Here is a 13,714-nt window from a genome sequence, read left to right as displayed (position 1 = left end):
GCGTTGAGATGCGATACCGTAGGCCGGATAAGCGCATCGCCATCCGGCATTCACGCCTTAACTGACCGCCTTCGGGAAACGGGTCTCTTTCCAGTGGGCCAGCGCCGCAATCCGACGTCGGGTCAGCTCTTCACGAATCTCAATGCCTTTAAATCCGGCCTCGACAACGTCTTTGGTGGGGACAGACTGCGCGACTTCCCACGCTTCGCGCAGTAAACGTCCCTGCGGATAATCCGCGGCTTCAAATCCCGTCCGTCCGCGTACGTCGGCTTCGCTGGTGAGCGCAATCTGTTCCACGCGTTGCGGTTTACGCCAGGCGTCGATCGAATCAAACAGCTTCACGATGATTTTAGGTTGCAGTATCGGGAAGGTGTGGATGAGATCGTGGAACTCCGCCACCAGTTTGGCTAAATCACGAATTTCATTCGGTACGCGCAGGCGCTGGCACAACTGCTCGACCAGCCTGACGCCCGCCGGGCCGTGTCCGTGGTGACGCGGCCAGAGCTCCGGCGGCGTCAGACCTTTACCGAGGTCGTGACACAGCGTAGCGAAACGCACGTCAACCGCTGGGCTGAGCAGCGCCGCCATCGACAGCGTCATCAGAGTATGAATTCCGGTATCGATTTCCGGATGCCACTTCGCCGGGGCCGGGACGCCAAACAGCGCATCGACTTCCGGGAACAACACACGCAGCGCGCCGCAGTCGCGTAAGACCTGGAAATAGACCTGTGGGTTGCGCGTGGTTAACGCGTTTTCGGTCTCTTTCCAGACGCGTTCTGCCGTCAGATGCTCCAGCTCACCGGCGTGCGTCATTTCGCGCATCAGCGCCATGGTTTCGTCAGCAATACGGAAGCTAAGATGTGCATAGCGAGCGGCAAAGCGCGCCACGCGCAGTACGCGCAGCGGATCTTCACTAAAGGCGGGTGAGACATGGCGCAACAGGCGTTTATCCAGATCGCGACGTCCCTGATAGGGATCGACAATCTGGCCGTCATCATCTTGCGCCAGGGCGTTAATCGTCAGGTCACGTCGCTGGAGATCGTCTTCCAGTGTGACGTCGGGTGCGGCATAACAGGTGAATCCGGTATACCCCGAGCCGGACTTACGCTCGGTACGCGCAAGGGCATACTCTTCGTGGGTTTGCGGATGGAGAAAAACAGGAAAATCGCGACCTACCTGCTGGTAGCCCGCGTCGAGCATTTGTTGCGGTGTGGCGCCAACCACCACCCAATCTTTATCTTTAACCGGTAGCCCTAACAGCGTATCCCGAACCGCACCACCGACCAGATAAATCTTCACGCCACACCACCTCTCCAGGGAAATACAATCCCTTAATCATATGACAGTGCGGCGGAGAAGGCGATTTAGTTCATCCAGCGGTCTTTGCGTTTCCGGCTTGGGATCATGTGCGGCAGGATCAAACCAAGAAGCAGGCCGAGTCCCAGCACGCCGCCGCCATACATAAACCACTGCATGATGATGGTACGTTGCTTATCATCAAGCTGCAGATTTGCGGCGCTGACCTTCTTCTGCGCCACAATCAGCTCGTTCTTCAGCTTCTGGTTCTCTTCTTTCAGCCCGTTGATCACGCTGTCGCTCTGCGACACCTTCTGCTGCATGTCAGCCGTGCGTTGATTCCAGGTGGTGTCGATATTGTTGAGCTTATCGGTCAGCGTTTTGACCTGATTTTCCAGATCCGGCACGCGGGTGCGCAGGCTTGGCGTACTGTTCAGCTCTTTCATCGGGATCCAGGCTGTCCGCCCGGTGCTGTCTTTGACCTGCGCGTAGTTCGTGCTGGCGTCAGTTTGTAACAGTATGACTTCTTCGCCCGCATTGACCGTGCCGACGAGGCGATAATTATCCCCCGGACCACTGCGGACCCAGGTGTTCAGTTCATCAGAGACATAGCGCTTTTCTTCGGCGTGTGACACGGCAGTAGCGCTAAGTGCGAGTAACATAAATCCAATCAGGCGTAATTTTGGCATCAGGCTGTCGTTATTGTCATAGAAAGTGGAACGATAGTAGTGGTATCAGTGTCTCTACGCAAAGCATTCGACATCAATCGGAATCATCTGTGTCCGCTTTACCGCTACTTCAAAACTTTTACGCCCGTCAAATTGCCCGTTGCATGGCAATTTGGCGCAAAATACTATCTACTGACAAAAAAGATCACCGTAAGTTCGTCGTGATTCTCTCTTATATGACATAACCGGTAAGTACAAGGCCATGGCTCAGGAAATTGAATTAAAATTTATCGTTAATCACGAGGCAGTGAACGCGCTGCGTGACCATCTGAATACGCTCGGAGGCGAGCATCATGCGCCCAGCCCATTGTTGAATATTTACTATGAGACCGAGGATAAGTGGCTGCGCGGTCACGATATGGGGCTGCGTATTCGTGGGGAGAAGGGGCGCTACGAGATGACAATGAAAATTGCCGGGCGAGTGACCGGCGGTTTACACCAGCGACCGGAATACAATGTCCCCCTGAACGAACCTGTGCTGGATTTAACGCAATTTCCGCCGCAAGTGTGGCCAAACGGTGAGCTACCTGTCGATCTCGTCTCCCGCATGCAGCCGCTGTTCAGCACCGATTTTGAACGTGAAAAATGGCTGCTGACGGTGGATGGCAGCCAGATTGAAATTGCCCTCGATTTAGGCGAAGTGAAAGCGGGTGAACTGGCTGAGCCGATTTGCGAGCTGGAGCTTGAACTACTGAGCGGCGACACCCGAGCGGTGCTGAAGCTGGCAAATCAGCTGGTGAGCCAGACGGGCCTGCGCCAGGGTAGTCTGAGTAAAGCGGCGCGCGGTTATCATCTGGCGCAGGGGAATCCCCCACGCGAGAGTAAACCGACAGCGGTGCTGAAAGTGCCCGCGAAAGCCAGCGTGGAACACGGGCTGGAAGCCTCTCTGGAGCTGGCGCTGGCACAATGGCAGTACCATGAAGAACTCTGGGTTCGCGGCAATAAGGCGGCGAAGGCGGACGTGTTGGCCGCGATGGGTCTGGTTCGTCACACCCTGATGCTATTTGGCGGTATTGTTCCGCGTAAAGCGAGCGCTCACTTACGTGATCTGTTAACCCAGTCGGAAGCTACTATCGCGTCGGCCGTTTCTGCTGTGACGGCGGTTTACACCACCGAAACGGCAATGGCGAAACTGGCGCTAACCGAGTGGCTGGTGACCAAAGCCTGGCAGCCGTTTCTGGACGCAAAGGCGCAGGCTAAAATGGCGGACTCTTTCAAGCGCTTCGCGGATATCCATCTTTCGCGTACCGCCGCTGAGCTGAAAAGCGTATTTGGGCAACCGCTGGGCGACCAGTATCGCGATCAGTTGCCGCGTTTACGCCGCGATATTGATACCGTTTTGCTGCTGGCGGGGTATTACGACGCGGCGGTGGTTCAGGCCTGGCTGGAGAACTGGCAAGGATTGCTTCACGCGATTGCCACCGGTCAACATATTGAAATTGAACATTTCCGCAATGAGGCGAACAACCAGGAACCGTTCTGGCTGCACAGCGGAAAACGATAACTGGAGTGCCTGATGGCGCTGCGCTTATCAGGCCTACGGATCGACATGTTTTGTAGGCCGGATAAGGCAAAATGCCGCTATCCGGCATCATTCAAAGGATACCCCTTAAATGAAGCCGCTTTCTTCCCCGTTACAGCAGTACTGGCCGACCGTTGTCGAGCGGCTGCCAGCGTCCTTACCTGAGACTGAGCTTAGCGCTCAGGCGAAGTCAGTACTTACATTGAGTGATTTTGTGCAGGACGGTGTGATTGCGCATCCCCACTGGCTGGCGGAGCTGGAAAGCGCCCCGCCGCAGGCCGATGAATGGCAACGGTACGGCGAATGGTTACAGGTGGCGCTGGCAACGGTGAACGATGAAGCGGCGTTGATGCATGAACTGCGTCTGTTTCGCCGCCGTGTGATGGTGCGCATTGCCTGGGCACAGGCGCTGTCGCTGGTGGATGATACCGACATTCTGCAACAGCTAAGCCATCTTGCCGAAACGCTGATTGTCAGTGCGCGCGACTGGCTGTACGACGCTTGCTGTCGCGAATGGGGAACGCCATGCAGTCAGGAAGGCATCCCGCAACCGCTGCTGATATTAGGCATGGGCAAACTGGGCGGTGGCGAGCTGAATTTTTCTTCGGATATCGATCTGATCTTTGCCTGGCCAGAGCACGGCTCCACCCAGGGCGGACGCCGTGAACTGGATAACGCGCAGTTTTTTACCCGCATGGGGCAGCGGCTGATCAAGGTGCTGGATCAGCCCACCCAGGATGGCTTTGTCTATCGGGTAGATATGCGGCTGCGTCCGTTTGGCGACAGCGGCCCGCTGGTGTTGAGCTTTGCGGCGCTGGAAGATTACTACCAGGAGCAGGGGCGCGACTGGGAGCGCTACGCGATGGTCAAGGCGCGGATTATGGGCGATACCGATGGGCGCTATGTTGAGGAACTGCGCGCTATGCTGCGCCCGTTCGTCTTCCGTCGCTACATCGACTTCAGCGTGATTCAGTCGCTGCGCAATATGAAGGGGATGATTGCACGTGAAGTCCGTCGCCGGGGGTTGAAAGATAACATCAAGCTCGGTGCGGGCGGCATTCGCGAAATCGAGTTTATCGTGCAGGTGTTCCAGTTGATTCGCGGCGGGCGCGAGCCGTCGCTGCAATCCCGTTCACTGCTGCCGACCTTAAGCGCGATCGCCGCACTGCATCTGCTGTCGGAGAACGATGCTGAGCAACTGCGACAGGCCTATCTCTTTCTGCGTCGTCTGGAAAACCTGCTGCAAAGCATTAACGATGAACAAACCCAGACGCTGCCGGGTGATGAACTTAACCGGGCGCGACTGGCCTGGGGAATGAATGCTGATGACTGGCAGCAACTGACCGAAACGCTTGAGGGGCATATGGCGAACGTCCGCCGCGTGTTTAACGAGCTGATCGGCGATGACGAAACCGAAACGCAGGAAGACGCGCTCTCGGAACAGTGGCGCGAGCTGTGGCAGGACGCCTTGCAGGAGGATGATACGCCACCGGTGCTGTCGCATCTCACGGATGACGATCGTATGCGCGTGCTGGCGTTGATTGCCGATTTTCGTAAAGAGCTGGATAAACGCACTATTGGCCCACGTGGGCGTCAGGTGCTCGACCACCTGATGCCGCACCTGCTTAGCGATGTCTGCACGCGCCAGGATGCTTCCCTCCCGCTGTCGCGCATTACGCCGCTATTGGTGGGGATTGTTACCCGCACCACCTATCTCGAGTTGCTGAGTGAATTTCCCGGCGCACTGAAGCATCTGATTTCGCTCTGCGCGGCGTCGCCGATGGTCGCCAGCCAACTTGCGCGTTATCCGCTGCTGCTCGATGAACTACTCGACCCGAATACGCTCTATCAGCCAACGGCAACCGACGCTTATCGCGACGAGCTGCGCCAGTATTTACTGCGCGTCCCGGAGGATGACGAAGAGCAACAGCTGGAAGCGTTGCGTCAGTTCAAGCAAACGCAACTGTTGCGTATTGCTGCCGCGGATATCGCCGGTACGCTGCCGGTGATGAAAGTCAGCGATCACCTGACCTGGCTGGCGGAAGCGATGATTGATGCCGTTGTGCAGCAGGCGTGGCTGCAAATGGTGTCGCGCTACGGGCAACCGACGCATCTTGCCGAGCGGGAAGGGCGCGGCTTTGCGGTGGTGGGCTACGGCAAACTGGGCGGCTGGGAGCTGGGCTACAGCTCCGATCTCGATTTGATCTTCCTGCATGACTGCCCCATTGACGTGATGACCGACGGCGAGCGCGAAATTGACGGACGGCAGTTCTACCTGCGGCTGGCGCAGCGCATTATGCACCTCTTCAGTACCCGCACCTCTTCAGGCATCCTGTATGAAGTCGATGCCCGACTGCGGCCGTCAGGGGCGGCGGGGATGCTGGTGACCTCCGCCGAATCCTTTGCGGATTATCAGAAGAATGAGGCCTGGACGTGGGAGCATCAGGCGCTGGTGCGCGCACGTGTTGTTTATGGCGACCCGCAACTGACCTCGCAGTTTGACACGGTGCGCCGCGATATCATGACGCTGCCTCGCGACGGCAAAACGTTGCAGACCGAGGTACGTGAGATGCGCGAAAAAATGCGCGCACATCTGGGCAATAAGCATCGCGATCGCTTTGATATTAAAGCCGATGAAGGCGGTATTACGGATATCGAATTTATCACGCAATATCTGGTGCTACGTTATGCCCATGACAAACCCAAACTCACCCGCTGGTCGGATAATGTGCGCATTCTGGAGCTGTTAGCGCAAAACGACATCATGGACGAGCAGGAGGCGATGGCATTGACCCACGCCTATACCACGCTGCGCGATGAACTGCATCATCTGGCTTTACAGGAACAGCCGGGCCATGTGGCGCAAACGTGTTTTGAGGCGGAACGTTCACTGGTACGGGCAAGCTGGCAGAAGTGGCTGGTTGCCTGACGAAGTGTGCTATTATCGCGCGCAAAATTTTGAATCTCTCAGGAGACAGGAATGAAAGTAACGCTGCCAGAGTTTGAACGTGCAGGAGTCTTGGTTGTCGGTGATGTGATGCTGGATCGCTACTGGTACGGTCCCACCAGCCGTATTTCACCCGAAGCGCCGGTACCGGTGGTGAAAGTGGATACCATCGAAGAACGTCCGGGCGGTGCGGCGAACGTGGCGATGAACATTGCCTCTCTGGGAGCGAATTCGCGTCTGGTCGGACTGACCGGTATCGACGATGCCGCGCGTGCGCTCAGCAAAACGCTGGCGGACGTGAACGTGAAATGCGACTTCGTTTCTGTGCCGACCCATCCGACCATCACCAAACTGCGTGTGCTTTCGCGTAACCAGCAACTGATTCGCCTGGATTTCGAAGAAGGCTTCGAAGGCGTGGATCCGCAGCCGCTGCATGAGCGCATCAATCAGGCACTCAGCTCAATTGGGGCGCTGGTGCTGTCTGACTACGCGAAAGGCGCACTGGCCAGCGTACAGCAGATGATTGCCCTGGCGCGTAAAGCCGGTGTGCCGGTGCTGATCGACCCGAAAGGGACCGATTTTGCGCGTTATCGCGGTGCGACGCTGCTGACGCCTAACTTGTCTGAATTCGAGGCGGTAGCGGGAAAATGCAAAAGCGAAGAAGAGATTGTTGAACGCGGCATGAAGCTGATTGCCGATTTCGAACTTTCCGCTTTGCTGGTCACCCGTTCTGAGCAGGGAATGACGCTGCTGCAACCGGGGAAAGCCCCGCTGCATATGCCAACGCAGGCGCAGGAAGTGTATGACGTGACTGGTGCGGGCGACACCGTCATTGGCGTGCTGGCGGCGACGCTGGCGGCGGGCAATTCACTGGAAGAAGCCTGCTTTTTTGCCAATGCGGCGGCGGGTGTGGTGGTTGGCAAACTGGGAACGTCCACCGTTTCGCCTATCGAACTGGAAAACGCGGTGCGTGGTCGTGCGGAAACCGGCTTTGGCGTGATGACCGAAGAAGAACTGAAACAGGCCGTTGCCAGCGCGCGTAAGCGCGGTGAGAAAGTGGTGATGACTAACGGGGTGTTTGACATTCTGCACGCAGGCCACGTCTCCTATCTCGCAAACGCGCGTAAGCTGGGCGATCGGTTAATCGTCGCGGTCAATAGCGATGCCTCGACGAAACGCCTGAAAGGGGAAACGCGTCCGGTGAATCCGCTTGAACAGCGGATGATCGTGCTGGGCGCGCTGGAAGCCGTTGACTGGGTGGTCTCTTTTGAAGAAGACACGCCGCAACGCCTGATCGCGGGCGTATTGCCGGATCTGCTGGTCAAAGGCGGTGACTATAAGCCGGAAGACATTGCGGGCAGTAAAGAGGTGTGGGCCAACGGCGGTGAAGTGCTGGTGCTCAACTTTGAAGACGGTTGCTCAACCACCAATATCATCAAGAAAATCCAGAAAGACAGCGATAAATAATGGCTGAAGGTGATGCCTGGAAATCGGTCATCACCTGTGTTCCTAAAGTGTGAACTCAGGCAACTGATTTGCGCACAATATGTACAAACCTGCTACGCTTCCCGGTAAATACTGGTATCAGAAAAAAGCATATGACCTTAACAGAGATTCACCGACTGGAGGATATGCTAATGAACAACAGTGTTTATTCGATGAACAATTTCGATTTCCTGGCGCGGAGTTTTGCCAGAATGCAGGCTGAAGGTCGCCCTGTTGATATCCAGGCCGTTACCGGCAATATGGATGAGGAGCACCGCAGCTGGTTTTGCAAACGCTACGCGCACTACTGCCAGCAGGCCATGAACGCCAGAAAGTTAGAAGTGGAACATTGATATGTCAACGGGCCTTGCGGCCCGTTGCTGTTTTTACGCTTGCGGTTCTACCGGCGGGATGGCGGGCGCAGGTTTGACTTCTTCAGTGGTCTGACGCGCTTCCAGCTCACTCAAACGTTGCTCCAGCAGCGCCAGCTTTTCACGGGTGCGTAACAGCACCTGAGTCTGAACATCAAACTCTTCTCGGCTCACCAGATCGAGACGCGTCAGCTGAGATTGCAGCGCTTGACGGATCTTCTTCTCGACATCGTCCCCGAACTCCCGGATCCCTTTTGGCATCGATTCGTGAACCTGGCGAGCAATCTGCTCAATTTTTTTCGGGTCAATCATAGTGGTTTCCCTGAACTGGTAAGTGTTACCGCCCATTGTAGTGCGATCTGCGTGAGGCATAAACCAGAATTGTGTGATGTTAATGCGGGTAAAGGCGTTGATGAAGGTAATCAATAGCGTTATAGTTAACCCGCTTATTCTCAGGGCGGGGCGAAATTCCCCACCGGCGGTAAATCAACTCAGGTTGAAAGCCCGCGAGCGCTTTTCACCACGGTGAAAAGGTCAGCAGATCCGGTGTAATTCCGGGGCCGACGGTTAGAGTCCGGATGGGAGAGAGTAACGATCCAGTCGGGCATGGACCCGCTCACGTTATTTTTTTGCCGCTTGTCGGTACTCCTAAGACTGCCCTGATTCTGGTAACCATAATTTTAGTGAGGTTTTTTTACCATGAATCAGACGCTACTTTCCTCTTTTGGTACGCCTTTTGAACGTGTCGAACACGCTCTGTCTGCGCTGCGCGAAGGCCGCGGTGTGATGGTGCTGGACGACGAAGATCGTGAAAACGAAGGCGATATGATTTTCCCGGCAGAGACCATGACCGTTGAGCAGATGGCGCTGACCATCCGTCACGGTAGCGGTATTGTGTGCCTGTGCATCACCGAAGATCGTCGTAAACAACTCGATCTGCCGATGATGGTGGAAAATAACACCAGCGCTTATGGCACCGGTTTTACCGTGACCATTGAAGCAGCGACAGGTGTCACGACCGGCGTTTCGGCGGCCGATCGCGTGACCACCGTTCGCGCGGCAATTGCCGATGGCGCAAAACCTTCCGATCTGAACCGTCCGGGACACGTCTTCCCGCTGCGCGCTCAGCCGGGCGGCGTATTGACTCGCGGTGGCCACACCGAAGCGACCATCGATCTGGTGACGCTGGCTGGCTACAAACCTGCAGGTGTACTGTGTGAACTGACCAATGATGATGGCAGCATGGCGCGCGCGCCAGAATGCATCGAATTTGCGGGCAAACACAATATGGCTGTAGTGACGATCGAAGACCTGGTGGCTTACCGTCAGGCGCACGAACGCAAAGCCAGTTAATTCAGCCTTGCCGGATAGCGGTGCAAGCACCTTATCCGGCAAATTTCGCTTTTTCAAACATCCTGCCGGTTAATAAACATCCAATCTTTTTCTCTATGATCGAAATCATCTTTTCGATTTCATACTGTGCCAGTATATAATCCTACCTACTAATAGGTATGTTAAATTTTAACGCTAAATATTTGTTAATGTTAAATTTAAAGGGTAAAAGGATGTTTATCGCCTGGTACTGGATTGTCTTAATTGTTCTGGTGGTCGTGGGGTATTTTTGCCACATGAAGCGCTACTGTAAAGCGTTTCGGCAGGATCGCGATGCGCTACTGGAAATCCGCAATAAATTACTGCGTCATGATGATGAAAAACGCGTTATGACGAAAGAGCAGGAATAATCGCTTCCTGCCTTCTCCGTTACCCGATCCCCATCGCCTGAAGTACGACCAGACTCAGCCCCATGACTGACATTCCACACAGAACGCCATAGCTGGGGTTGTTATTGGGGTCGATCTCTTTTGCCAGCGGCATCAGTTCATCCACCGACAACGCAACCATGATGCCCGCGACGGCGGCCATTATGGCGGCCATGACGACGGGCGATACCAGGTTGCCAAGAATCAGCCATGCCAGCACGCCGCCCAGTATTTCCGCCATCCCGGAAATGCCCGCCCAGAAAATAGCGGTGCGTTTAGAACCGGTGGCTGCATAGACTGGCCCGGCGACGGCCAGACCTTCCGGGATATTATGCAGGGCAACCGCCAGCGCGATGCCGAATCCCAACTCCAGGTTGCTGCTTGCGGTCACGTAGGTGGCAATCCCTTCCGGGAAGTTGTGCAAACTGATCCCGAGCGTGAGCAGAATGGCCGTGCGTTTGATTGATCCCGGAATTGGCTGCGTCCTTTTTTGCACCAGATCCTGCGGGTGAGCGTGCGGAAGAAGACGATCCAGCCCAAAGTAACCCAGCAAGCCGATGATAAACATGCCGTAGCCCAGAACCGGTGGCATTCCCTTTGTACCCAGCGCGGCGGGCAGCATCTCCATTAAGGAGATCAGCAACATGATTCCGGCGGCAAACCCGAGTGAAAACGCCAGCAGGCGATTGGAGGGCTTCTGCCCCAGTACGCCAAGAAACGCGCCAATAAACGTGGCGGCCCCCGCCAGTAAGGTCAGAATTAAAGGTACTGACATCAATGACTCCTTATACATCTCACTGACCTTCAAAATAACTGATGATGATCATCATGGTTATCAGAGTTCTTCATTCACCGAAAGAGGGTATGGTAAGACCATCAAAATGACTCCCTGAGTAAGGATATCATCATGTCTTCAATTCGTATGCCAGCATTGTTTTTGGGACACGGTAGCCCGATGAACGTTCTGGAAGATAACCTGTATACCCGTGCCTGGCAGCGGCTTGGGGAGACATTGCCGCGTCCAAAAGCGATTGTGGTGGTGTCTGCTCACTGGTACACCCGTGGTACGGGCGTCACAGCAATGGAAGCGCCAAAGACCATTCATGATTTTGGCGGTTTCCCGCAGGCCTTGTACGACACGCATTACCCGGCGCCTGGCTCCCCTGAGCTGGCGCAGCAGCTGGTTGATTTGCTTTCCCCGGTGCCGGTCGCGCTCGACAAAGAGGCCTGGGGGTTTGACCACGGTTCCTGGGGCGTGTTGATCAAGATGTACCCGGATGCTGATATTCCGATGGTGCAGTTGAGCATCGACAGTACCAAACCGGCGGCCTGGCATTTTGAGATTGGACGCAAACTGGCGACGCTGCGTGATGAAGGCATCATGCTGGTGGCCAGTGGTAACGTAGTACATAACCTGCGTACGGCGTGCTGGCACGGCGATAATACTCCGTATCCGTGGGCAACCTCGTTCAATGATTTTGTCAAAGCGAACCTGAGCTGGCAAGGACCGGTTGAGCAGCATCCACTGGTGAATTACCTCGATCACGAAGGCGGTTCACTGTCGAACCCGACGCCGGATCACTATCTGCCGCTACTGTATACGCTTGGCGCGTGGGATGGCAAAGAGCCGGTGACGATCCCCGTTGATGGTATTGAGATGGGCAGCCTGAGTATGCTGTCGGTACAGATAGGATAGCAATGCAGGCCCGGTCACAACCGGGCCTCAGCGATCACTCAACAAAAATATGCGGGTAGAAGCGGGACAGATCCTGGGTGATCAGCGCTCTGTCTTCGCGGATGCCGATCCCGGCAGGCTGATCGTTGACTAACCAACTGCCGATCAGCACATAGCTGTCGCCAAACTTCGGCAGCTGATGGAACTGCTGCACGATCATGCCTTCTTCACCATACGGCCCTTCCACCGCTTCGATCGTTTTACCGTTCTCGATGATGGAGACGTTTGCGCCTTCACGCGAGAAGATCGGTTTCACGACGAATTTTTCCATCTGCGGATAGTCGTCTTCGGCGAAATACGCGGGAAGCAGGTTCGGATGGTTTGGAAACATTTCCCACAGCAGCGGCAACAGCGCCTTATTGGAGATAATGCTCTTCCAGGCCGGCTCCAGCCAGCGCACGCCAGCGTCTTCGAGCTTGGTGGAGAACATCTCGCGCAGCATAAACTCCCACGGATAGAGCTTGAACAGGTTGGCAATCACCTGATCCTGTAGATCCGTGAACTGACCTTTTTCACCGAGTCCAATATCTTCGATATAGAGGAATTCAGTGGCTATCTCCGCCTCTGCTGCGCAATCCTGCAGATACTGAATGGTACCGCGATCCTCAACGGTATCGCGACAGCAGGTTAGATGCAGAAGCTGGAAGCCGTACTGCTCACGCAGCTCGGCGAAGCGCTCGATGAGCTTTTCCTGCAGGCTGTTAAACTGGTCGCTACCTTCCGCCAGATTGCCCGCATTGATCTGATCTTCAAGCCAGATCCACTGGAAAAACGCCGCTTCATACAGCGAGGTCGGGGTATCGGCGTTGTTCTCCAGCAGCTTCGGTTCACCAGTGCCATCCCACGCCAGATCGAGACGCGAGTAGAGCGACGGCTGATGCGTTTGCCAGGACTGACGAACAAAGCCCCAGGTGTGCTTAGGAATACGGAATTTGGTCATCAGCTCGTCGCTGGCAATCACTTTCTCGACCACCTTGAGACACATCTGGTGCAACTCGGCGGTCACATCTTCCAGCTTTTCAACTTGTGCCAGCGTTAGCTTGTAATAGGCGTCTTCACACCAGTACGGTTCGCCGTACATGGTGTGAAAATTGAAACCGTATTCAGTGGCTTTATCGCGCCAGTCCGGACGCTCGGTAATACTCACTCTTTCCATGCGTATCAGCCACCCATTGAACGCGTGGAGGTGCCGCTTGCGCTACGTTGCATGGTGCTCTGTTTGGCAACCGATTCGCCAAAGCCGCCGCGCGTCACGGTAGAGGTGGTCGCAGGTTTCGGTGCCATGGCGGTTTTAGGCACCGTCATCGTACGGCCAGGCTGCGCTGCGCCGTAGTTTTTACCGCCTGCATCGGTGTATTTACCGTAAGCCGGGCTGGCCGGGTTTTTCGAGCTGAACAGCGGCTGCTGCGCAAAGCCCGCGCCGCCGCCCATCATGCGGCCCATCATATAGCCCGCCATCAGCGGCATCCAGAAACTGCCGCTGGACTGCTGGGCCTGCGCTTCTGGCGCCATGCCTGCCTGAGCAGGGGCTTGCTGGCACTGGCCCTCACCGAACTCGGCGACACAATCTTCGCGAGTGGCATATTTCGGCGCGGTACGTTCCGCTTCTTTCAGCGCGTTATTGAACGCCGTGGTACATTCCGCGCTTTTGCCCGGATTGGCTGCCGAGCAGTCATCCGCATTCTGATACAGCGACACGGTTTCATCGCTTTTCTCACAACCCGCCAGCATAAACACAGCGGTAACGGCTAACGCGACAGGCGTCAGATGGCGCGCGCTCCAGCTTTTGCGGAACGAGGCGTGATGGATGGATTTTGTCCGTTTCATTTTCGTCTTTCCTGGACCCAGTGGTTAATACTGCTCAGGATAG

At 55.7% G+C, this 13,714-nt stretch carries 12 protein-coding genes and 1 riboswitch; of the genes, 6 read left to right on the top strand and 6 right to left on the bottom strand.

Annotated elements, in window-relative coordinates; translation table 11 throughout:
- Positions 1-57: 57 nt before the first annotated feature.
- On the bottom strand, positions 58-1,299 hold the full coding sequence (locus GBC03_27140) for a multifunctional CCA addition/repair protein (GenBank protein QFS73632.1): 1,242 nt from the start codon (positions 1,297-1,299) through the stop codon (positions 58-60).
- Between the two features lie 65 nt (positions 1,300-1,364).
- The gene (locus GBC03_27135) at positions 1,365-1,985 is read right to left on the bottom strand and encodes an SH3 domain-containing protein (protein ID QFS73631.1); all 621 of its coding nucleotides are present in this window, start codon (positions 1,983-1,985) and stop codon (positions 1,365-1,367) included.
- A gap of 241 nt (positions 1,986-2,226) precedes the next feature.
- On the opposite strand from GBC03_27135, the gene GBC03_27130 reads away from it, so the two are divergent.
- From GBC03_27130 to glgS, 4 genes are all read left to right on the top strand, one after another.
- Entirely contained in the window at positions 2,227-3,528 is a 1,302-nt protein-coding gene (locus GBC03_27130; GenBank protein QFS73630.1) for a CYTH domain-containing protein, read from the top strand.
- A 109-nt stretch (positions 3,529-3,637) separates the two neighbouring features.
- Positions 3,638-6,475, top strand: a complete 2,838-nt coding sequence (gene glnE, locus GBC03_27125; GenBank protein QFS73629.1) for a bifunctional [glutamate--ammonia ligase]-adenylyl-L-tyrosine phosphorylase/[glutamate--ammonia-ligase] adenylyltransferase — start codon at positions 3,638-3,640, stop codon at positions 6,473-6,475.
- 51 nt (positions 6,476-6,526) lie between these two features.
- A complete protein-coding gene (gene hldE / locus GBC03_27120; protein QFS73628.1) occupies positions 6,527-7,960 on the top strand; it encodes a bifunctional D-glycero-beta-D-manno-heptose-7-phosphate kinase/D-glycero-beta-D-manno-heptose 1-phosphate adenylyltransferase HldE in 1,434 nt (477 codons plus the stop codon).
- A 164-nt stretch (positions 7,961-8,124) separates the two neighbouring features.
- Positions 8,125-8,331 carry a cell surface composition regulator GlgS gene (gene glgS / locus GBC03_27115; GenBank protein ID QFS74143.1) on the top strand — a complete coding sequence of 69 codons (207 nt, stop codon included), beginning with the start codon at positions 8,125-8,127 and terminating at the stop codon, positions 8,329-8,331.
- A gap of 33 nt (positions 8,332-8,364) precedes the next feature.
- Here glgS and GBC03_27110 read toward each other — a convergent pair whose 3' ends face one another.
- Complete coding sequence (locus GBC03_27110; GenBank protein QFS73627.1) at positions 8,365-8,661, bottom strand: accessory factor UbiK family protein; 297 nt, start codon at positions 8,659-8,661, stop codon at positions 8,365-8,367.
- A 132-nt stretch (positions 8,662-8,793) separates the two neighbouring features.
- Positions 8,794-8,943: riboswitch (FMN riboswitch) on the top strand.
- A gap of 105 nt (positions 8,944-9,048) precedes the next feature.
- Between GBC03_27110 and ribB the strand changes: the two genes are divergently transcribed.
- Positions 9,049-9,702, top strand: a complete 654-nt coding sequence (gene ribB, locus GBC03_27105; GenBank protein QFS73626.1) for a 3,4-dihydroxy-2-butanone-4-phosphate synthase — start codon at positions 9,049-9,051, stop codon at positions 9,700-9,702.
- Positions 9,703-10,110: 408 nt separating this feature from the next.
- Here the strand turns inward: ribB and zupT are convergent, their stop codons facing one another.
- Positions 10,111-10,884 carry a zinc transporter ZupT gene (gene zupT / locus GBC03_27100; protein QFS73625.1) on the bottom strand — a complete coding sequence of 258 codons (774 nt, stop codon included), beginning with the start codon at positions 10,882-10,884 and terminating at the stop codon, positions 10,111-10,113.
- Between the two features lie 132 nt (positions 10,885-11,016).
- Between zupT and ygiD the strand changes: the two genes are divergently transcribed.
- A complete protein-coding gene (gene ygiD / locus GBC03_27095; GenBank protein QFS73624.1) occupies positions 11,017-11,805 on the top strand; it encodes a 4,5-DOPA dioxygenase extradiol in 789 nt (262 codons plus the stop codon).
- Between the two features lie 34 nt (positions 11,806-11,839).
- Here ygiD and GBC03_27090 read toward each other — a convergent pair whose 3' ends face one another.
- Both GBC03_27090 and GBC03_27085 read right to left on the bottom strand, forming a co-directional pair.
- Positions 11,840-13,000, bottom strand: coding sequence for a hypothetical protein (locus GBC03_27090; protein QFS73623.1), 1,161 nt, complete (start codon positions 12,998-13,000; stop codon positions 11,840-11,842).
- A gap of 5 nt (positions 13,001-13,005) precedes the next feature.
- Positions 13,006-13,671: a DUF1190 family protein gene (locus tag GBC03_27085; protein ID QFS73622.1), complete on the bottom strand. Its 666-nt coding sequence runs from the start codon at positions 13,669-13,671 to the stop codon at positions 13,006-13,008.
- Positions 13,672-13,714 lie beyond the last annotated feature (43 nt).

The sequence above is a fragment of the Citrobacter telavivensis genome, from assembly GCA_009363175.1.
GTDB lineage: Bacteria > Pseudomonadota > Gammaproteobacteria > Enterobacterales > Enterobacteriaceae > Citrobacter_A > Citrobacter_A telavivensis.
The sequence above is the reverse complement of the archived record's forward strand: the minus strand, read 5'-3'. Positions and strand labels throughout refer to the sequence as shown.